The organism is Fodinicola feengrottensis (assembly GCF_010993775.1).
GTDB classification, from domain to species: domain Bacteria; phylum Actinomycetota; class Actinomycetes; order Mycobacteriales; family HKI-0501; genus Fodinicola; species Fodinicola feengrottensis.
The window spans coordinates 71,982-91,442 of sequence record NZ_WOTO01000002.1 but is presented as its reverse complement, the minus strand read 5'-3'; the positions used below and the strand labels follow the sequence as shown (position 1 = coordinate 91,442).

The 19,461-nt window shown below is 67.8% G+C and carries 17 protein-coding genes, 5 pseudogenes and 2 riboswitches; of the genes and pseudogenes, 13 read left to right on the top strand and 9 right to left on the bottom strand.

The genetic code is table 11. The features are described from left to right. Window positions 1-132: 132 nt before the first annotated feature. A riboswitch (cobalamin riboswitch) is annotated at window positions 133-353 on the bottom strand. Window positions 354-436: 83 nt separating this feature from the next. After that, a complete protein-coding gene (locus tag GNX96_RS01960) occupies window positions 437-853 on the bottom strand; it encodes a winged helix-turn-helix transcriptional regulator (protein WP_163566891.1) in 417 nt (138 codons plus the stop codon). A gap of 115 nt (window positions 854-968) precedes the next feature. On the opposite strand from GNX96_RS01960, the gene GNX96_RS01955 reads away from it, so the two are divergent. Beyond that, window positions 969-1,667, top strand: coding sequence for an SDR family oxidoreductase (locus GNX96_RS01955; RefSeq protein WP_163566787.1), 699 nt, complete (start codon window positions 969-971; stop codon window positions 1,665-1,667). A gap of 148 nt (window positions 1,668-1,815) precedes the next feature. Here the strand turns inward: GNX96_RS01955 and cobN are convergent. Further along, window positions 1,816-5,426 (bottom strand): annotated as a pseudogene (gene cobN / locus GNX96_RS01950) (cobaltochelatase subunit CobN). A gap of 31 nt (window positions 5,427-5,457) precedes the next feature. Next, a riboswitch (cobalamin riboswitch) is annotated at window positions 5,458-5,577 on the bottom strand. A gap of 85 nt (window positions 5,578-5,662) precedes the next feature. On the opposite strand from cobN, the gene GNX96_RS62170 reads away from it, so the two are divergent. The 5 genes and pseudogenes from GNX96_RS62170 (at window position 5,663) to GNX96_RS01935 (ending at window position 8,950) form a co-directional block, all read left to right on the top strand. Beyond that, entirely contained in the window at window positions 5,663-5,890 is a 228-nt protein-coding gene (locus GNX96_RS62170) for a hypothetical protein (protein ID WP_390623885.1), read from the top strand. A 106-nt stretch (window positions 5,891-5,996) separates the two neighbouring features. Next, window positions 5,997-6,461, top strand: coding sequence for a hypothetical protein (locus GNX96_RS62165; protein ID WP_390623884.1), 465 nt, complete (start codon window positions 5,997-5,999; stop codon window positions 6,459-6,461). Window positions 6,462-6,571: 110 nt separating this feature from the next. Further along, window positions 6,572-6,826 (top strand): hypothetical protein, encoded by a 255-nt coding sequence (locus GNX96_RS62160; RefSeq protein WP_390623883.1) that lies wholly within the window; start codon window positions 6,572-6,574, stop codon window positions 6,824-6,826. Continuing rightward, complete coding sequence (locus GNX96_RS01940) at window positions 6,823-7,452, top strand: precorrin-8X methylmutase (protein WP_163566786.1); 630 nt, start codon at window positions 6,823-6,825, stop codon at window positions 7,450-7,452. The genes GNX96_RS62160 and GNX96_RS01940 overlap by 4 nt, the downstream gene beginning before the upstream one ends. Before the next feature lie 9 nt (window positions 7,453-7,461). Beyond that, window positions 7,462-8,950, top strand: a pseudogene (locus tag GNX96_RS01935) (precorrin-2 C(20)-methyltransferase). Here GNX96_RS01935 and GNX96_RS01930 read toward each other — a convergent pair. After that, window positions 8,925-9,668, bottom strand: coding sequence for a cobalt-precorrin-6A reductase (locus GNX96_RS01930; RefSeq protein ID WP_279579091.1), 744 nt, complete (start codon window positions 9,666-9,668; stop codon window positions 8,925-8,927). The pseudogene GNX96_RS01935 and the gene GNX96_RS01930 overlap by 26 nt on opposite strands. 31 nt (window positions 9,669-9,699) lie before the next feature. On the opposite strand from GNX96_RS01930, the gene GNX96_RS47985 reads away from it, so the two are divergent. Genes GNX96_RS47985 through GNX96_RS47975 form a run of 3 tightly spaced genes read left to right on the top strand, consistent with a single transcriptional unit; the run spans window position 9,700 to window position 10,770 of the window. Next, window positions 9,700-10,137 carry a cobalt-precorrin-5B (C(1))-methyltransferase gene (locus GNX96_RS47985; RefSeq protein WP_279579090.1) on the top strand — a complete coding sequence of 146 codons (438 nt, stop codon included), beginning with the start codon at window positions 9,700-9,702 and terminating at the stop codon, window positions 10,135-10,137. Beyond that, window positions 10,101-10,535 (top strand): cobalt-precorrin-5B (C(1))-methyltransferase, encoded by a 435-nt coding sequence (locus tag GNX96_RS47980; protein ID WP_313885569.1) that lies wholly within the window; start codon window positions 10,101-10,103, stop codon window positions 10,533-10,535. Before GNX96_RS47985 ends, GNX96_RS47980 begins: the two co-directional genes overlap by 37 nt. Beyond that, window positions 10,525-10,770, top strand: coding sequence for a hypothetical protein (locus GNX96_RS47975; protein WP_279579089.1), 246 nt, complete (start codon window positions 10,525-10,527; stop codon window positions 10,768-10,770). Before GNX96_RS47980 ends, GNX96_RS47975 begins: the two co-directional genes overlap by 11 nt. A gap of 188 nt (window positions 10,771-10,958) precedes the next feature. Here the strand turns inward: GNX96_RS47975 and cobM are convergent. The 3 genes and pseudogenes from cobM to GNX96_RS01910 all read right to left on the bottom strand — a co-directional run. Further along, a pseudogene (cobM, locus tag GNX96_RS01920) lies at window positions 10,959-11,690 on the bottom strand (precorrin-4 C(11)-methyltransferase); the annotation flags it as partial. Then, window positions 11,687-12,954 (bottom strand): annotated as a pseudogene (cbiE, locus tag GNX96_RS01915) (precorrin-6y C5,15-methyltransferase (decarboxylating) subunit CbiE). The pseudogenes cobM and cbiE, both read right to left, overlap by 4 nt. Further along, a complete protein-coding gene (locus GNX96_RS01910) occupies window positions 12,908-13,396 on the bottom strand; it encodes a DUF427 domain-containing protein (protein ID WP_163566783.1) in 489 nt (162 codons plus the stop codon). Before GNX96_RS01910 ends, cbiE begins: the two are co-directional and overlap by 47 nt. Before the next feature lie 32 nt (window positions 13,397-13,428). Here GNX96_RS01910 and GNX96_RS01905 point away from each other — a divergent pair, with 32 nt between their 5' ends. Continuing rightward, on the top strand, window positions 13,429-14,064 hold the full coding sequence (locus GNX96_RS01905) for a nitroreductase family protein (protein WP_163566782.1): 636 nt from the start codon (window positions 13,429-13,431) through the stop codon (window positions 14,062-14,064). On the opposite strand, the gene GNX96_RS01900 is transcribed toward GNX96_RS01905, so the two are convergent. From GNX96_RS01900 to GNX96_RS01890, 3 genes are read right to left on the bottom strand one after another with little or no spacing between them, the layout of a single operon-like run. Further along, on the bottom strand, window positions 14,051-14,824 hold the full coding sequence (locus tag GNX96_RS01900) for a sugar phosphate isomerase/epimerase family protein (protein WP_163566781.1): 774 nt from the start codon (window positions 14,822-14,824) through the stop codon (window positions 14,051-14,053). The genes GNX96_RS01905 and GNX96_RS01900 overlap by 14 nt on opposite strands. Beyond that, entirely contained in the window at window positions 14,821-15,891 is a 1,071-nt protein-coding gene (locus GNX96_RS01895; protein WP_279579088.1) for a Gfo/Idh/MocA family protein, read from the bottom strand. The genes GNX96_RS01900 and GNX96_RS01895 overlap by 4 nt, the downstream gene beginning before the upstream one ends. Beyond that, window positions 15,803-16,993, bottom strand: a complete 1,191-nt coding sequence (locus GNX96_RS01890) for a Gfo/Idh/MocA family protein (RefSeq protein WP_163566779.1) — start codon at window positions 16,991-16,993, stop codon at window positions 15,803-15,805. Before GNX96_RS01890 ends, GNX96_RS01895 begins: the two co-directional genes overlap by 89 nt. Window positions 16,994-17,133: 140 nt before the next feature. Between GNX96_RS01890 and GNX96_RS01885 the strand changes: the two genes are divergently transcribed. The 3 genes and pseudogenes from GNX96_RS01885 to GNX96_RS01875 all read left to right on the top strand — a co-directional run bounded on the left by GNX96_RS01885 (window position 17,134) and on the right by GNX96_RS01875 (window position 19,294). Then, a complete protein-coding gene (locus GNX96_RS01885) occupies window positions 17,134-17,859 on the top strand; it encodes a helix-turn-helix domain-containing protein (RefSeq protein WP_163566778.1) in 726 nt (241 codons plus the stop codon). Next, a pseudogene (locus tag GNX96_RS01880) lies at window positions 17,750-18,295 on the top strand (ROK family protein); the annotation flags it as partial. The gene GNX96_RS01885 and the pseudogene GNX96_RS01880, both read left to right, overlap by 110 nt. Window positions 18,296-18,376: 81 nt before the next feature. Continuing rightward, entirely contained in the window at window positions 18,377-19,294 is a 918-nt protein-coding gene (locus GNX96_RS01875) for an N-acetylglucosamine kinase (RefSeq protein WP_163566777.1), read from the top strand. Window positions 19,295-19,461: the final 167 nt, after the last annotated feature.

Here is a 19,461-nt window from a genome sequence, read left to right as displayed (position 1 = left end):
GCGCGGAACTGCTGCGGTCGTACATCATGTCGGCTCCCCCTCGTGAGCTCGGCTGCTGCCGGCGCTGTCGCGGGGAACGCAAACGACCGCCCACTGGCGGCTGCTCGCGGGCGCCCTCCACGAGGCACCGGAACGGTGTGCACACCGACGGCAGGTCTTCGGACTCGGGAGCACCCGCCGGTACGCGTACCGGCGGACCTACTGACCGTCGCTTCCCAGACGCCGAAGCGTCCAGTGCTGATGACGGCTGTCGTTCTCCCTTACCGCTGCGGGACAGTCCCGGATTCGCACCGGGTTCCCTGTTGCCTCGCCTCACCTGGATGGTGCGGCGAACCATCGACGGACGGAATACTACATGTGGGGGTAGTGAGAGTCTGGGACCGCAGCATCTCGCGCGTGTCGGCCTAGTACTAGCTGGGGTACGCGGCCGTACGGATCATCGCGTGTCGGCGGGCGCCACCTCGCGGCCGTTCTCGTCCACGAACCCGACCTGGACTGGCCGTCCGGTAGCCCGCACCCGCCGCTGGATGCTCGGCCCGGCCGGCCAGGGCAGATGTAGGTCACCCCACTGTTGCAGGGCGGCCAGCACCAGGATCAACTCCCGGCCGGAGTCGGTGAGGCGGTACGCGTCACGGGGCCGACTGCCGGGTTCCTGATAAGGCTCTCGGGCCATCACGCCGTAGTCGACCAGCGTGTTGAGCCGGGCCGTCAGCACGTCCGGCGCGACGCCCAGCGCCTCGCGGAACTGCGCGAACCTGGTCGTACCAGCCAGCGCCTCGCGCAGGATCAGGAATGTCCATCGCTCCCCGAGCACGCCGAGGGTGCGTTCGATGGAACAGGCCGAGTCCAGCATCTTCGGAGTAACCACAAGACCTACCTTACCCTGACTTGCACTTCCATATCCAGCCTGCTAGCGTCCCTCTTGGCTGAGTAGGAACTACCAACTCAGATATTCTTGGGAGCCCGCCATGGAACTCGCTGGACACACCGCGCTCGTCACCGGAGCCAACCGCGGCCTCGGCCGGCATCTCGCGCAGCAGCTCATCGAACGCGGTGTCACTGTCTATGCCGGCGCCCGCAACCCCGACTTGATCGACCTGCCGGGTGCCATCCCGGTCCGCCTCGACATCACCGACCCGGAGTCGGTCGCCGCCGCCGCGAAGACGGCCACCGGTGTCTCCATCCTGGTCAACAACGCCGGTTCGGCCACCGGATCCGGCATGCTCGACGGTTCACTCGACGACATCCGCCTGGAAATGGACACCCATTACTTCGGTACGCTCGCGATGATCCGCGCTTTCGCCCCAGAGCTGGCAAAACACGACCACAGTGCGATACTCAACGTGTTGTCCGTGCTGTCGTGGGTCAACATCCCCGAGTTCTCCGCCTACGCAGCCGCCAAGTCCGCCGAATGGTCTTTGACCAACGCTGTACGTACTGCTCTCGCGAAGCAGAACACCCAGGTCAGCGCGTTGCACGTTGGCTATATGGACACCGATATGGCCAGCGAGGTCGACGCCCCGAAGCATGATCCCGCATCGATCGCGAAGATCGCGTTGGACGGCCTCGCCTCCGGTGAGCCGGAAATCATCGCCGACGAGCTGAGCCAGCACGTACAGGCCGGTTTGGCCGGCGGGGTGGCGGCGCTCTATCCGCAGTCCGCCTGATCACTGTCCTGGCTACGAAACTGGCGTGGTGTGGGTTGGTGAGTGCGGGATAGTGTCCCGCACTCGACGTCGAGTGCGGGACATTGTCCCACGGTCAACGTGATTCACTAGTAAAGATCAACAGCGCCGAGTCTCGAGCCACCACCGATCAGCTCGACGGGCCGCCGTCCTCGAGGTTGCCTTCGGTGTCCAGGAAAATCTGTTGCAGGGCCTGCAGAGTCGCCGGATCGGGCTCGCGCCACATCTGCCGGTTTGCCGCTTCCAACAGCCGCTCGGTAATTCCGTGCAACGCCCACGGATTGGATTCGTTCAGGAATTTCTGGTTCTCCGGGTCCAGCGCGTACGTGGCCGCCAACTGCTCGTACATCCAGTCTGGCACCACGTCCGCGGTCGCGTCATAGCCGAACAAGTAGTCGACGGTCGCAGCCAGCTCAAACGCACCTTTGTAGCCATGCCGTCGCATCGCCGCGATCCAGCGCGGATTCACCACCCGGGCGCGGAAAATCCGGGCCGTTTCCTCGACCAGGGACCGGGTACGGACCGACTCCGGGCGAGTGCTGTCACCGATGTACGCGGCCGGCGCCTTGCCGGTGAGAGCCTGGACGGTGGCGATCATGCCACCGTGATACTGGAAATAGTCGTCGGAGTCAGCGATATCGTGCTCACGGGTGTCGGTGTTCTTCGCCGCCACCGCGATCCGTTTGTACGCCGTGCGCATCGCCTCGCGCGCGGGCGCGCCCATCCACGCCGCGCCCGTACGCATATCCGCCCCAAGTTTCGTAGACGTCGGCGAGATCGGTGTTATCACGCCAATTGCGGCTGTCGATCAAAGGCAGCAGGCCGGCGCCATAGGTGCCTGGCTTGGAACCGAAAACCCGCAGCGTGGCCCGCCGGGAATCGCCGTGCTCGGCCTCATCGGCGCGTACGTGCGCACGGACGAAATTGTCCTCGTCGGACTCTTGCAGGCCAGCGACCAAAGTGACGGCGTCGTCCACCATTGCCACCACGTGCGGGAACGCATCCCGAAAGAAGCCACTGATCCGCACGGTCACGTCGATTCGCGGCCGGCCAAGCTCAGCCAGGTCGAGGGGGGCCAACCCGGTGACTCGCCGGGAAGCATCGTCCCAGACCGGCCTGACGCCCAACAGAGCGAAAACCTCGGCGATGTCGTCGCCGGACGTACGCATCGCGCTGGTGCCCCACACACGACAGACCCACCGAGCGAGGCCATTCTCCAGTGTCCGCGCGATAGCGGGCCACCAGCGAGTCGGCCAGCGCTTGGCCGGTCTCCCAAGCAAGTCGGCTGGGCACCGCTTTCGGGTCCACCGAATAGAAGTTGCGTCCGGTGGGCAGCACATTGACCAGGCCACGCAACGGCGAACCACTCGGCCCGGCAGGGACATAACCGCCCTCCAGGGCGTGCAGCACAGCGTCGATTTCGTCGGTCGTACGAGCCAGCCGCGGCACGATCTCGGTGGCCGCGAAGGTGAGGATCTCGGCCACGGTCTTATCGGGCCGACCGAGAACGGCGTGGACTGTCTCCATTGCCGCGGTCGCATCCCAAGCGCGGTCTTCCATCGCCTCGACGAGCGCGCGTGCGGTGTTTTCGTGCTCATCCACGCTGACCCGCGCGGCTGACCCGTCCTCGGCGAGGCCGAGCGCCTCGCGGAGTCCGGGCAGGGTCTGCCGGCCGCCCCAGATCTGCTGCGCCCGCAGCATCGCGAGGACGAGGTTGACCCGGCCCGGCCCGCTCGGCGCAGCCCCGAGAACGTGCAGCCCGTCCCGAATCTGCGCGTCCTTGACCTCGCACAGCCAGCCGTCGACATGCAGCAGGAAGTCGTCGAACTCGGCGTCATGCGGCCGATCGTCGAGACCGAGGTCATGGTCGAGTTTGGCGGCCTGGATGAGCGTCCAGATCTGCGCCCGGATGGCCGGCAGTTTCGCCGGGTCCATCGCGGCGATATTCGCGTGCTCGTCCAGAAGTTGTTCCAGCCGGGCGAGGTCTCCGTAGCTTTCCGCGCGGGCCATCGGCGGCACCAGATGGTCGACCAGGGTGGCATGCGCCCGCCGTTTGGCCTGGGTGCCTTCGCCCGGATCGTTGACCAGGAACGGATAGATCAGCGGCAGGTTGCCCAAAGCCGCGTCCGGGCCACAGGAAGCGGACATTCCGACAGTTTTTTCCGGGCAGCCACTCGAGATTTCCGTGCTTGCCAACATGCACCATCGCATCCGCGCCGAATTCCTCGGCCAGCCAACGATACGCGGCGAGGTAGTGGTCGTTGGGGGCAGGTCGGGATCGTGGTAAATCGCGATGGGATTCGCGCCGAACCCACGCGGCGGCTGCACCATGACGACCACGTTGCCAGCGCGCAGGCCGGCCAGCACGATTTCACCGGTGGTGTCCACGTAAAGCTGGCCTGGCGGCGGACCCCAGTGCTCCTCGATCCTTTGCCTTAGCTGGGCGGGCAAAGTCGCGTACCAGGAGCCATAAACCTCAGCAGCGATCCGGATCGGGTTGCCGGACAACTGCTCTTCGGTCAGCCAGTCCGGATCCTGGCCGCCGGCCGCGATCAGCGCATGCATCAGCGCGTCGCCGTCCTGGGCCGCCAAGCCCGGAAACCCGTCTCCCAAGTCGTACCCGGCCGACCGCATCTTTTTTTCCCAGCAGCCGTACCACGCTGGCCGGTGTGTCGAGGCCGACCGCGTTGCCAATGCGCGCGTGTTTGGTGGGATAGGCCGACAACATCAGTACGACCTTGCGCGAAGCCGCCGGCAGCAGATGGCGCAGCCGGGCGTGCCCGACCGCGATGCCGGCCACCCGCGCGGCCCGCTCCGGATCGGCCACATAATGCGTCAGGCCGTCCGCATCGGTCTCCTTGAAGGAAAACGGGACGGTGATCAGCCGCCCGTCGAACTCCGGCACCGCGACCTGAGTAGCCACGTCCATGGGCGACAGGCCGCTGTCGTTCTCCGCCCAGGTGGCCCGGTCGCTGGTCAGGCAAAGGCCCTGCAGAATCGGAATGTCCAACTCGGCGAGGGCGCCGACATCCCAGGCGTCATCTTCGCCGCCGGCCGTCACCGCCGCCGGCGTACTTCCGCCAGCTGCCAGTACAGTCACCACCAGCGTGTCGACTTTACGCAGGACAGCGAGCATTTCCGGTGGCGCGGTCCGCAAAGACGCGCAGTACAGCGGCAAAGCCTGCCCACCGGCATCCTCTATCGCGCTGGACAGCGCCTCCACGAAAGCGGTGTTCCCGGCCACGTGGTGCGCGCGGTAGTAGTAGAGCACACCCACCACCGGCCGGAGCCGTTGCTCGTACGCTCCAGCTCGCCCCACAGCGGCATCGGTTCCGGAGCCACGAAACCAAAGCCAGTCAACAAAATCGTGTCTGACAAAAAGTGGTGCAGGTTCGCGAGGTTGCCGGGACCACCATGCGCCAAGTACGCATGCGCCTCGGCGGCCACGCCGATGGGGACGGTCGAGAGCTCCATCAGCTCGGCGTCCGGCGTTTGCTCGCCGCTCAACACGACCACCGGCAGCGATCCGGCCAGCAGGTGGTCCAGGCCGTCCTCCCAGGCCCGCCGGCCGCCCAGAATGCGGACGACCACCAGCCGCACGCCGGCCAGCAGCGCCGGCAGGTCGTCAACGGTCGTACGGGCCGGGTTCGCCAGCCGGTAGCCAACGGCGGCCGCGCGCGCCGACAGCAGGTCCGTATCCGACGTGGAGAGCAGCAAGATCTGGCCGCGGGCGCTGGACATCGCGGATCCTCCCTCGGGGTCCGCGCCCCGGGTCGAGAGAGCGACGGCGGCCAGTTCCTGGCTCACGGGTCAGCTGAAGCTGACCTGATGACAGTGGCGGGACCGCGCCGGATTCGCACCGGCTTCCTGCACCGTCGTCGCTGTGGTGGCGGTATGAAGTTGGGCCTGACCGCCAAACTCTAACCGGTCAGTCAGGGAGCGACGACAGGCCGGACCGGGCACGTAGTATCCGGCAGGTGTCCGCCCTTGCCTCGCGTGACGGCGCCGTCGACCGGTGTCCGGGAGCGCTCCGACTGCATGCCGCCGCGGACGGCGGCCTCGCTCGCGTACGGGTCCCGGGCGGCCGCCTGAGCGCCGCGCAGCTTGCCTTGCTCCGCGATGCGGCGGTCGAGCTGGGCGACGGCACTCTCGAGTTGACTTCGCGCGCAAACGTGCAGGTCCGGGGGCTGGCCGGCGCGGGGTGACCTCGCCGAAAGGCTGGCCGGCGCCGCCGGCCTGCTGCCGTCCGAGTCCCACGAGCGGGTACGAAACATCATCGCCAGCCCGCTCAGCGGGTGGGATGGCCAGGGTTTGCTGGACATATTTCCGCTGGTCAGCATGCTCGACACGGTGCTGTGTGACACGGCTGGCCTGGCCGAGCTGCCGGGCCGGTTCCTGCTCGTCGTGGACGACGGACGCCGCGATGTGATCGGGCTGGGCGCGGACATCGGGCTGCTCTCGGTCGCCCGCGACCAGCTCGCGCTCGTACTCGCTGGCCTGGACACCGGCCTGCGGGTACGCCCGGACCAGGCCGTCGATGTCGTACGTGGCGCGGCTGAGGCGTTCCTGGCCGAGCGAGCCGCACAGGGCTCGACAGCGTGGCGGCTGGCCGAACTGGCCGATGGTCCGGCTGCGATCGGCCGCCGGATGGGCCGCCCACCAGCCTCGATGCCGCGCCTCAGCGGCCGCCAGCCAACCCCCGTTGGCGCGTACGACGGCGTGTCGGTCGTCGGTGTGCCGCTGGGCCGCCTCGACGCCGAACAGGTGCCACGCTGATCAGTGCCGCCGACGAGTTTCGCGTCACACCTTGGCGAAGCGTCGCGTTCCGCGGCCGCATTCGGACCACGGCCGGCCTGATCACCGACCCGGATTCACCTTGGTTGGGCGTGACGGCCTGCGCCGGAAAGCCGCGGTGCGCGCAGGCGCTGGCGGACGTACGCACCGATGCCGCGAAGGCGTTGGCGCCGGGCCGGCGACCGGTGCACTGGTCGGGTTGTGCCCGACGATGTGGCCGGCCGGCGGGTTCGCTGGTGGACGTGGTGGCGACCGACTTGGGCTACCACGTGACCGTCGACGGACAGATGCGAAGCGAAGGTGTCGGTGTCGGTGTCGCAGCACAGGTAATCAGGGCGGTTCGATGATCGACTACCTCAAGGACGGGCCGGAAATCTACCGGCGGTCCTTCGCGACCATCCGCGCCGAGGCGGATCTCAGCCATCTGCCGGCTGAGCTGGAGAAGGTCGCCGTACGGATGATCCACGCTTGCGGCATGACTGACCTGGTGGCGGATTTGGCCTGGTCACCAGATGCGGGCAAGGCCGCTCGGACAGCACTGCGAGCCGGCGCGCCGATCCTTTGTGACGCGGCGATGGTGGCCAGTGGCATCACCCGCCGCCGGTTGCCGGCCAGCAACGAGGTTATCTGCACCTTGACCGATCCGCGGGTCCCAGAACTGGCCGCACACCTGGGTACGACCCGGAGTGCTGCTGCCTTGGAGCTGTGGCGAGACCGGCTGGAAGGCTCGCTGGTGGCGATCGGCAACGCGCCGACCGCGCTGTTCCGGCTGCTGGAAATGATCGAGGAGGGCGCTGGCCGGCCCGCCGCGGTGCTCGGCCTGCCGGTCGGTTTCGTCGGTGCGGCCGAGTCGAAGCGCGCACTCGCCGAACATCCGAGCGGCCTGGCACACATCGTCGTCGTCCACGGTCGCCGTGGCGGCAGCGCGATGGCGGTGGCCGCGGTCAACGCCCTCGCAACCGAACAGGAGTGATTTCCTTCCGTGGCAGAACGAAAACCGGCCGGCCGGCTCTACGGCGTGGGCCTCGGGCCGGGCGATCCGGAGCTGGTGACGGTCAAGGCAGCCCGGTTAGTCGGCGCCGCCGACGTGATCGCCTACCACTGCGCCCGGCACGGCCGGAGCATCGCGCGGCGGATAGCCGAGCCGTACGTACGCGCCGGCCAGATCGAGGAAAAAACTCGTCTATCCGGTGACCACCGAGACGACCGACCATCCAGGTGGTTATCAAGGCGCGATCGACGAGTTCTACACGGCCGCGGCGGCTCGGCTGGCCACCCACCTCGACGCCGGCCGCGATGTCGTCGTGCTCTGCGAGGGCGACCCGTTCTTCTACGGTTCTTACCTGCACATGCACAAACGGCTCGCCGATCGCTACCCCACCGAAGTTGTGCCGGGCGTGACCTCGGTCAGCGCGGCTGCCGCTGAGTTAGGGCGGCCACTGGCCGAGCGCGACGAGGTTTTGACCATTCTGCCGGGAACTTTGCCGCCGGCCGAACTCGCCCGCCGGCTCGCCGACACCGATACGGCCGCGGTTGTGAAGCTGGGCCGCACCTTCGCGGGCGTACGAGCCGCACTCGCCGCAGCAGGCCGGCTGGACGACGCCTGGTACGTCGAGAAAGCCACTACGGACCAGCAACGGACCGCGTCATTGTCCACAGTGGATCCGGCGGATGTGCCCTACTTTTCCCTTGCCCTGCTTCCCAGCGGCCGTCCCGAAGCACCAAAGAAAGCAGGGGTCGTCGTGGTCGGCCTCGGGCCGGCCGGACAGCCATGGCTGACGCCGGAAACGCGAGCCGCGCTGGCCGAGGCCGACGATTTGGTCGGATACGGACCTTATCTCGATCGAGTGCCACCGAATCCGCACCAGACAAGGCATCCATCCGACAACCGGGTAGAGGCGGAGCGCGCCGCGGTGGCTCTGAAGCTAGCCGCCAGCGGTCGCCAGGTGGCCGTGGTTTCCTCCGGCGATCCAGGCGTTTTCGCGATGGCCACAGCGGTTCTGGAAGTGGCTTGCGAGCCGCACTTCGCCGGCGTACCGGTACGCGTGCTGCCCGGAGTCACCGCCGCCCAGGCGGTCGCCAGCCGGATCGGCGCACCGCTCGGGCACGACTACTGCGTGTTGTCGCTGTCCGATCGGCTCAAACCCTGGTCGGTGGTCGAACAGCGGCTGGCCGCGGCCGCCGAGGCCGATCTGGTGGTGGCGATCTACAACCCCGGATCCCGCAGTCGTACGCACCAGGTCACCGCGGCCCGGGATGTCCTGCTCAAACACCGAAATCCGGACACGCCGGTGGTCATCGGCCGCGATGTCGGCGGCGCCGGCGAAAGCGTACGAGTCGTCCGGCTGGCCGATTTGCAATCGTCCGATGTGGACATGCGGACGCTGCTGATCGTCGGGTCGTCCCGTACGCGCGCGGTGCAGCGCGGCGGCGAAACGGTCGTCTTCACGCCCCGCCGCTATCCGGAATGACGTTTTCCAGCCAAGCAACGGCCTGCGCCTCGGTCTCGACGATCGCCACCGCGGGCAGTTTCGGCCGACGTACGATCACCACCGGCAGCCCCAGCTCGCGGGCCGCCGTCAGCTTGGCCGCAGTCTGCTGACCACCGCTGTTTTTGGTCACCAGCAAGTCGATCCGGTGTTCGCGCAGCAGCGCCAGCTCACCGTCCACTGGGTACGGTCCACGATTCAGGAGCACGGTCAGCCGGGCCGGCAGCGGGGGCTCCGGCGGGTCCACCGACCGCAGCAGGAACCATCGGTCGCTGGCCGCGAAGGCCGCCGCATCGGTCCGGCCGGTGGTCAGGAACACCCGCTCCCCCGGCACCGGCAGGTCGCCGACCCGGTCCACCCAGTGCCAGTCATCGCCGTCGCGCGGCTCCCACCCGGGCCGTTGCAGCACCACGTACGGCAGGGCGAGCCGCTCAGTCGCCGCCGCGGCCGACCGGGTCATGGTGCTGGCGAAGGGATGGGTGGCATCGATGACCGCCGCGATTTCGTTCGTACGCAGCCAATCCAACAGGCCTTCGACGCCACCGAAGCCGCCGATCCGGACCGCGCCGGCGGGCCGCGCCGGCTCCCGCACCCGACCGGCCAACGATGAGATCGCCTCGACTCTGGGATGGTGCTCCAGCGCGGCCGCGAGCCGGCGCGCCTCGCCGGTGCCACCGAGCAACAGGACCCGCGCTCTCACCGCATCACCCCTGGTCATACCGTACAAGGATATGAAAGCGACGGGCCTGCGCTATGGCTGGACGACCGGCGCGTGTGCGACCGCCGCCGCGACCGCCGCTTACACGGCGCTGCTCACCGGCGATTTCCCCGACCCGGTCCAGATCACCCTGCCGCGCGGCCAGCGGCCCACCTTCGCGCTCACCCGTGAATCGCTGCGGATCGGCGCGGCCACCGCGGCGATCGTGAAGGACGCCGGCGACGACCCCGACGTGACGCATGGCGCGGTGATCAGCGTGACCGTACGCCCCGGCGGCGCTGGCATTACCTTCGTCGCCGGCCCGGGCGTCGGCACGGTGACCAAACCGGGCCTCCCGCTGCCGGTCGGGGAACCGGCCATCAACCCGGTGCCGCGCCGAATGATCACCGAACACCTCGCCGCGGTCGCGCAGCACTGCATGGCGGCTCCGGTGACGTCGTTGTCGAGGTAGCGATCGAAAACGGCGAGGAAATCGCCCGAAAGACCTGGAATCCACGACTCGGCATCCTCGGTGGCCTGTCGATCCTGGGCACTACCGGGATCGTCGTCCCGTACTCGTGCTCGGCCTGGATCGACAGCATCCGGCGCGGCATCGACGTGGCCCGCGCCGCCGGCCACCAGCATGTCGCCGGCTGCACTGGCAGCACGTCCGAGCAGGTCGCCGCCGCTCTTTATGACCTACCCGCTGACGCTCTGCTCGACATGGGAGATTTCGCTGGCGCCGTACTGAAATACCTGCGCCGACATCCGGTGCCGCGGCTCACCCGTCGCCGGCGGAATCGGCAAACTCTCCAAACTCGCCGACGGCCACCTCGACCTGCATTCCGGCCGCTCGCAAGTGAACCCTGACCTGCTCGCCACCCTCACCGCCCTCGCCGGCGGTTCTCCCGCACTGGTCGAACAGGTGCGTACGGCCAACACCGCCCTCGCCGCCCTCCACCTCTGCCAAGCCGCCAACCTCCCCCTCGGCGACCTCATCGCAGCACGCGCGCTCACGACCGCCCTCGAGGTCCTCCGCGGAGCGCCCGTCACCGTCGACATCGTCGTGATCGACCGCGCCGGCACCATCGTCGGCCGCGCCTAGGCAGTGTCTGGTTATTCCGGGGGGATGAGAGTCGAGATCCAGAAGTTGGCTGCTGGTGCCGTGGGGAAGCCTTCATAGCAGCGCTATGGGGGCTTTCCCACGGTGCCTGCAGCCGGCTTCTGGGCTCGGCTATCGCCCGGCGGAATAACCAGACACTGCCTAGGACCTAACCCATCAGAAAGTACGACGCGAGCGGCGGAATACAGGTGGCTGTCGGGGAAAGAAGCGGCGGTGAGGGTCTGGCCGACGATGACGACAGCCGTACGTTTGATGCCGGCCTCGTGCACCTGCGCGGCGATATCCGCCAACGTTCCGCGCAAAATCACCTCGTCCGGGCGGCTCGCCATCGCGACCACGGCCACCGGGCAATCGGTGCCGTAGTTCGGGGTGAGTTCGGCGACCAGCTGATCGATCCGTTGGACCGCCAAATGCACCACCATGGTGGCCTGACTTTGGCCGAGGGTAGCCAAATCCTCGCCCGCGGGCATGGGCGTGGCCCGCGCGGACGTACGGGTCAGAATCACCGTCTGTCCCACTCCCGGCACGGTGAACTCTCGTCCTAAAGACGCGGCCGCGGCCGAAAAGGCAGCTACGCCGGGCGTGATGTCGTACGCGACGCCAGCCGCGTCCAGCCGACGGGCTTGCTCGGCGACCGCGCTGAAAATCGACGGATCACCCGAACACAGTCGCGCCACATCCGAGCCGGACGTGTCGGCGGACACCATTTCGGCGACGATCTGATCCAGCGTGAGATCGGCGGTGTCGACCAGCCGCGCCCCCGGTGGACACCATGCCAGCAACTCGGTCGGGACCAGGCTGCCGGCGTACAGGCACACCGGCGAAGCCGCGATCAGCGCCTGGCCGCGGACCGTGATGAGGTCCGCCGCGCCGGGTCCGGCACCGATGAAATGTACGGTCACGCTGTCCCTTTCGTGATGGCCCATTGCGTCACCGGCAGCTGCGGCCGCCATCCGGTGAACCCGCCGAGCGGCCCGGCTCGATTGATCGCGATCCGGACGAGCTCGCCACCCAGGCGCTGGTGCCAGCCAGCCACCACGCCTTCGGACTCGACCGTCACCGTGTTGACCACCAGCCGACCGCCAGGCAGCAGAGCCTGCCAGCAGATCTCGACCACGCCGGGCACCGTCGCCCCCGCCGCCGACGAACACCGCGTCCGGTCGTCGTTTCAAGGTGGTGAAGCGCTTCTGGAGCAGCCCCCACCACGATCGTGAGCCCGGGCACGCCGAGCGCTTCGGCGTTGCGACCGATCCGCGCGGCCCGCTCGGGATCGCTTTCGACCGCGACCGCCCGGCACGACCGGTGGTGCCGCATCCACTCGATGCCGATGCTGCCGGCGCCAGCGCCCACGTCCCAGAGCAACTGCCCCGGCACCGGCGCCAGCCGCGCCAGCGTCACCGCCCGGATCTCCCGTTTGGTCAGCTGCCCGTCATGGTCGTACGCGTCATCGGGCAGTCCGGGCGTACGCGCCAGCACCGGCCCTTCGCGATCGCATTCGACCGCCACCACATTGAGCCCGTCGACCACGGCGTTTTCCCAGCTAGCGGCCCTGCCTTCGAGCGTACGCCGAGCTGGTCCGGCAAGCTGTTCAAGCACCCACAACCGGCTGTCGCCGTAGCCGCGAGCGGTCAGCAGCGCGGCGACTTCCGCGGGCGTACGGGCATCGGCGCTCAACACCAGCACCTTGCGTCCCGGCTGCACCTCCGGATGCACAGCCGCCACCGACCGACCGACCGCGCTGACCACCGCGACCTCATCCAACGCCCACCCGAGTCCAGCGCAAGCCAGCGACAGTGACGACGGATGCGGCACCACCGTCACGTTCTCCGGCCCCAGCAGTCGTACGAGCGTCGCACCGATCCCGTAGAACATCGGGTCCCCGCTGGCCAACACACAAGCATCCGGATGGGCGGCCATAAGTGCCGGCAGCGCGGGCAGCATCGGCGACGGCCAGCGGACTCGCTCGGCGGCGGTGTCAGGCACCAAGGCCAACTGGCGCTCGCTGCCCATCAGCACCTTCGCCCGGCGGATGGCCTCCTGGGCCGACGGGGACAGGCCGTCCCAGCCGTCCGCACCCACCCCGACCACAGTCACCGTCACGGCAGTCACCTTATGCGGACTACCAGCCCCAGGTGCCCGGCGCTCCCTTGAACGGACCGACCACATCCGAGGTGATCCAGCCGCCGTAGAACTCCCCCGGCTGCGGAGTGACCTTCGCACCGTCCAGCGTGACCGAGTCGAAGCGTCCGGCATAGACGGCGACCCGGTCGAGCAGGGCCGGATAGCGCGGATCTGGGCTCGGATACCACCAACCGACCTCGGTCAACGGCAGCGCGCCTTCGACCAGCACGTCCACATACCGCGCGGCTCCCTTCCACTCGCAGAAGGTCTCCCGGTCCGCCGGCCGCAAGTGCTCCCCGAAAGCGGTCCGCGGCAGGTAGTACGTGGGCGGATGAGACGTCTCCAGCACTCGTACGAGGTCATCGGTGTCGGCGACGACTGTGCCCGCGTACGTCACCACCGCCCGCCGCCGGACCACCTCGGCCCGCGGCGGCCGCGGGTAGTCCCACACCGACTCCTGCCCGGGACCGGGCTTTTCCCTGCGCATCGCACCAGAATAGAGCGCGTTAGGCTGACACGGTGACTCCTGAGGAACTCCTGACCACCACTCGTTCCGTGCGCAAGCGGTTGGACTTCGATCGGCCAGTCGAGTTGAGTGTTGTCCGCGAATGCCTGGAAATCGCTTTGCAGGCGCCGAGCGGGTCCAATGTGCAGGGGTGGCAGTGGGTCGTGGTGACCGATCCGGACCAGCGCGCGGCCATCGGTGACTATTACCGGCAGGCCGTCGACGCCTACCTGGATTCGCCGGGAGCGGCCGGGAAACTGTTCGCTGACAACCCGAACCGCGCCTCCGTGCAGAACCGCGTCGGCGACAGCGTCGCGTACCTCGGCCAACACATGGGCCGCGCACCCGTTCTGGTGCTGCCGTGCCTGACCCTGCGCGGTGGCGAGCTGCCGGAAGGAAATCAGGCCGGACTCTGGGGTTCGGTGCTGCCGGCGGCCTGGAGTTACATGCTGGCCGCCCGTACGCGTGGGCTCGGCACCGCTTGGACTACCCTACATCTGAGCTACGAAACGGAAATCGCCGCACTGTTGGGACTTCCGGACAATGTCCGGCAGGCCGCGCTGATCCCGACCGCCCACACCATCGGGACCGATTTCAAGCCCGCCCGTCGCCAACCGCTCGACGACATCCTGCACGTCAATCGCTGGTAGCTGAACCTGCTTGTCCGGTGGAATACCCGCCACCGACCAAAAAGTCATAACTGTCCCGTAGTGCGTCGAATATGTCGCCGTCGAACCGGTCCAGTTCCACGATGTGCCATCGTACGGCCGGATTCGCGGTCAACGCGGCCGCGATATCCAGGCTGCCCTGGCCCACCGCGACCATCACGTCGTCGCGGGATTTGCCCGGACCGTCCTTGACGTGTACGAACGGGACCCGATCTCCCAAATCTCGCAACACTTCGGCCGGATCCGCGCCACCGACCGCGGCCCAGTAAAGGTCCAGTTCCACCAACACATCTGGTTCCACCAGATCCAGCAGAATCTGATGGGCGGTCAGGCCGTTGAAGGTATTCGAAAATTCGGCCTCGTGATTGTGGTACGCCAACCGGATCCCGTAGTCCCGCGCGTTGACGGCACCCTCGTTCACTCGGTCGACTCCCCGCGCGATGGCGTCCGTCGTACGGAATTCCTCCGGTTCCAGGCTCCAGGCGATCGCCGGCACCCCCAGCTCGGCTTGCTCGTCCAAAATCCTGCTGGCCTCCCGACCGGACGGGAAAGGCACGTGAGCACTGGTAAAACGCAACCCCAGGTCGCGCATCACCTTTTTGAGGTCAGCCGGGGCGATATCGAACCGACCGTAGAGTTCGACCCCGACGAATCCGAGCTCGCTGATGCTCCGCAGCACCCGGGGAAGATCCTTCGCCGCCTGCTCCCGAACGGTGTAGAGCTGCACTGCGATCGGCGTCACTCCTCACGATCCGGCAGCTCGAAGGTGGTGGTCAGTGGGACGGCTTGGCCGGTCCGGCTGGACTCCTCGGCCATCAGCATGATTTCCAGGATGTGCCGGGCATGGTCGACGTTGAGCATCGGAGTTTCGCCGGTGGCCACACAGTCCGCCAGGTGATCGGCCAGGATCGCCCTGTGCAGGCCGAAAGCGCGCTGCGTCTGCGCCTCAACCTCGCGCAGGGTCGGGGTGATCCAGCCGCCGAGTCCGGGCACCGCGTCCAGCTGGAAGATCTCCAGCGGCGGACCTTCACCGCCGTAGGGCGCGCCCGCGATGTTGATCGTGCCCTCGCGGCCGTAGATCTCCACTTTCGGGCCGCGCGCCGCGTTCACGTTGAAGGTGCCGTCCACCACCGCGAAGGTCGACGCACCGAAGTCCAGCATCATCAGCACGTTGTCATCCGCGGTCACCTCGATTTTCTTGCCCTTGAAGGGACCGCCACGTACGGTCCGGACCGGCTCGGTGATGCCCGCGAAAGCCACCACCCGCTTGGCGGGGCCGAGCAGCCCGGTGATTTCGTGAATGCCGTACACGCCCATGTCATACAGCGGGCCGGATCCCTTTTGGTAAAACCACGTAGGGTCCAGCGGCCAGTTTCCCGAAGCCGGCCCGCCGTGCGATGACCGTACCCGCGCGAACGCCACTTTTCCGATCGCGCCGTGCCGAATCAGCCGGCGGGCCTGCATCCGGTCTGGGTACAGCATGTTGTACGGCGCGCACACCACGGTCAGGCCACGTTGGGCGGCCAGATCGCAGATGTCGTTCGCGTCCGCCATGGTGGTGGCCAGCGGCTTTTCGGTGGCAAGGTGCTTTCCGGCAGACAGGATTTTGCGGCAGGTCTCGCCGTGCACCGGGATCGGCGTCAGGTTGATGACCGCGTCCAGTTCAGCACCGTCGAGCATTTCCTCCAGCGTCCCAAAAGCCTTCGGGATGCCGTACGTGTCAGCCACCGACCGTGCTCGCTCCAGCACCGGATCGGCGATCGCCACCGGCGTCACCTTGTCCGAGATCTGGGCCAGGTTCGGCAGCACGCCGACGCTGACGGTCGCGATCGTGCCGGCACCCAGAATGCCCAGCCGCAGCGGCTGCCCGGCTACCACACGGCGCCACTTCCGGCTCGATCGTACGACCGGTCCGCACCGACTCGTAGAAAGCCAGGCAGGAAGCGAGATTGTGCCACGCGTCCTCGACGGTGGCGACGGGCTCGACCTCGTCCCGAATCGACGCCGTCCAGTGATCGATATCGGCAGCCTGATCGTGGTGCCCCGGGAGGGCTGTTTGCACCCATCCCTGCAGCGGCGGAAAGTCCGCCAGAATCAGGCTGCGGTCACTGATCCCGTCCATTCGGTAGACGCCGTCACTGCCAACATAGGTTCCGCTGGACTGAAATCCGGCGCCGGGAGCTGTCCAGGTGTCTTCCAGGGTGGCCACCGCGCCGCCCGCGAACGTCACCGTCGCCACCCCGTAGTCCTCCACGGCCAGCTCTGGATAGGCCAGGTTGGCGGTTTGTCCAGTCACCGCAACGATTTCCTCACCGAGCAGCCACCGGAGCATGTCGACTTGATAGACCGCATGGTCGATCCAACCGCCGCCGGCGGTCCGGCCCGGATCGACAAACCACCCTGGATCCGGGTCGTCCGGCCAGCGCCGCGGCAACCCCGCCCAAATCGACAGCGAGGCGCTTAACAACCGGCCGAGCCGGCCCTGTTCGATCCAGCGCTTGAGAAACTGGCTGCGCGGGCCGAGCCGCATCCGCGACTCAGCCGGCAGGAACCGAACCCCGGCCCGCCGGACCGCCGCCACGACCATCGTCGCCTCGGCCACCGTACGAGCCAGTGGTTTGTTGGAGATGATGTGCTTTCCGGCCTCAGCGGCGGTTCGGCAGACCTCGGCATTGCGGTCCGGGCTGACCAGGCTGATGATCGCGTCGACGGTCGGATCTTCGACCAGTGCACGCCAATCTTTGTCCACCAGGTCAACCCCGCACCGAGTGGCGAGCTCACTCGCCCGTGCTGGTTCCGCGTCGGCGATGCCGACCAGCCGCACGCCGTCCCGGCCACCGATGCCCTCAGCCAGCGGAATCGCCGAATACCAGTGATCCAGGCCGACCAGGCCCACTCGAATATCAGTCATGTGTACGTCCACACTCATCGGCATTCATTTCTGGGCTCAATGTTTGGGAGGTTAACAAACACCTAGGACCCCCACAAGGCTCGTACGACAACTCTGCGGTTTACTACGACGTTGACCGTGATCGTTCAAAGGAGGGCGCGATGGGGATGCCACCGGCAGCCGAGCGTCTGGACCTGCCAGAGAGCGCCCGCGCGGTCCTGCGCGCGCTCGTCACCGACGGGCCGGCTACCCGGCCACAGCTCGGCCACACACTCGACCTGTCCCGGCCGACCATGTCGGTGGCGATCGCGGAGCTGGCCAAGCTGGACCTGGTGACCAGCCAGGGCACCACCAAGGGGAGCACCGGTCGCAGCGCGGTCATTTATTCGGTGGCGCCGGCCGCCGGGCACGTCCTGGGAGTGGAGGTCGCCGCGACCCGGGTTCGGGTCGCCGCGCACGCACTGGACGGCAGTCAGCTGAGCTCCCGCGAAGAGCGGATGTCGGCCCGCCGGCGCAATGTCACCGCGGCGGCCACCGCCGCGGCCATCGAGCTGGTCAGGAAGGTACGCGCCGATGTCGGCCACCGGCACGGGCCGCTGCGGGACGTCGTCATCGGCGCACCAACCGCCCCGACCGAACATTCCAGCGACCGCGTCGACAGCCTGCGGGTAGACGGCACCGAACAGCTCGTCTCCTCGCTGCCAGTGCCGGCCGAAGTGCCGGTGGTGGTGGAAAAACAACGTCAACTGCGCGGCCCTCGCCGAACACCGGCTCGGAGTCGCCCGCAACCAGCGGATGTTCGCGTACCTGCAAGTCGGGGTGAAGATCGGCGCTGGGATCGTGCTCGACGGCCAGTTGCTGCATGGCGCCCACGGCGCCACCGGTGAGGTGTCAAGGATGCCGTTTCCGTGGGGTGAGAACGAAAGTCCGCGGCGCGCTGGACTTGAACACTATCTCGGCTCCGAGGCTTTACTGGAGCGTTGCGCGGCCGCGTGGCCGGCATCGGCTGGACCGCCGCCGCGAGACGCCAAGGCACTTTTCGAGGCGGCCGCACGCGGCGACGTGCATGCGCGGCGAATGGTCGACCGGCATGCGCAGGACATCGGGCGACTCGCGGTTGGCGTGTTGAGCGTCCTCGACCCAGGCCTCATCGTGCTCGGCGGCGGCGTCGGCCAGAACCAGCTGGTGCTGCCCGAAGTCCAGCGGGTGCTGCGATCCCTGGCCTGGGACACCGAGGTCACCGTCGGCGCGTTGGGTGACCGCGCCACCGTCCTTGGCGCCGTTCATCTCGCGATCAGCCGCGCCCTGAACCGCCTCGCCTGACGGCGGACATTGCCGAGGTCGGCGAACTTTGTTAACCTCCAAAACACTCACTCCTGCGACCGAAGGCACGGTCAGCCCTCCATGGACGATGCCGTCGTCGGTATTGACATCGGCGCCACCAAAACCCACCTTGCTCTGGGTACGACGGCGATCGGGACAGCCAGCGCAATCGTGGACGAGCGCATCGTTCGTACGAAGGCGTGGCGGATTCCGGAATCCGCCGCGAATGCGGCCACCCTCGCTGGCCTGGTGTCCGATGCGTTCGGTGCCGCCGCGCTGCGGTTGCCACTCGCGGTGGGCGCCCACGGGTGCGACAACACTGACCAATGCCTGCGGTTCCAGGCCCAGCTCGGCGAGCATTTCGGCGGCCCAGTGCGGGTGGTCAACGACGCCGAACTCATGCCGCCGGCGATGGGAGTCCCCGGCGGGATCGGCGTGGTGTGCGGGACGGGCTCCATCGCCGCGGTACGCGATGAGGCCGACCAGTTGATCACCTCCGGCGGCTGGGGGTGGGTGCTCGGCGACGAGGGCAGTGCCTCCGGACTGGTCCGCGAGGCTGTCCGCGCGGTGCTCACCGAGCTGGACCTCGGCCACCCGCCAGACCAACTGGCCACTCGGCTGATGGCCAGTTTCCAAGCGCCTACTGGCCCTGAGCTGGCGATGTCGTTGAGCCGGTCGAACTCCGCCGACTACTGGGGCAGCCACGCCACCGAGGTTTTCGCCGCCATGGCGGACGGATCCGAAGTCGCGGCCGCGGTGATCCGGGACGGCGGCCGGCAGCTGGCCACCGTCGTCCAGCGGCTGCTGGCCCGCGGCATACCCATCACCAGCGTGGTCGCCGGCGGAGCGGTCATCGCCACCCAACCACTCCTGCGTGATTCGTTCCTTACCACGCTCAAAGAACTGTGTCCGCGGGTAGACGCGCGAGTGCTGGACCGGCCACCGGTGATCGGCGCGCTCGCGATCGCCAGCGGCCTGCCCGTACCAACAGCCAGCTGACCGGCGAAAGGTTCCCATGGACTACTACCAAGCGGTCGCCTCCCAGGCCGCCAACCTCGAGCGCTCCGCGAACATCGTTCGCGAGCAGCTCGGCGCCCTCGATCTTTCCCGCTGGCAGCTGGGAGTTCTCGCGGTGGCGTCGATGGGCGCGAGCTCGCACGCGGTCA

Coding starts and splice junctions, on each gene's coding strand:
- GNX96_RS01960 (WP_163566891.1), bottom strand. CDS start 853: ATGCTGGACTCGGCCTGTTCCATCGAACGCACCCTCGGCGTGCTCGGG.
- GNX96_RS01955 (WP_163566787.1), top strand. CDS start 969: ATGGAACTCGCTGGACACACCGCGCTCGTCACCGGAGCCAACCGCGGC.
- GNX96_RS01940 (WP_163566786.1), top strand. CDS start 6,823: ATGATCGACTACCTCAAGGACGGGCCGGAAATCTACCGGCGGTCCTTC.
- GNX96_RS47985 (WP_279579090.1), top strand. CDS start 9,700: ATGAAAGCGACGGGCCTGCGCTATGGCTGGACGACCGGCGCGTGTGCG.
- GNX96_RS01910 (WP_163566783.1), bottom strand. CDS start 13,396: ATGCGCAGGGAAAAGCCCGGTCCCGGGCAGGAGTCGGTGTGGGACTAC.
- GNX96_RS01890 (WP_163566779.1), bottom strand. CDS start 16,993: ATGACTGATATTCGAGTGGGCCTGGTCGGCCTGGATCACTGGTATTCG.
- GNX96_RS01885 (WP_163566778.1), top strand. CDS start 17,134: ATGGGGATGCCACCGGCAGCCGAGCGTCTGGACCTGCCAGAGAGCGCC.
- GNX96_RS01875 (WP_163566777.1), top strand. CDS start 18,377: ATGGACGATGCCGTCGTCGGTATTGACATCGGCGCCACCAAAACCCAC.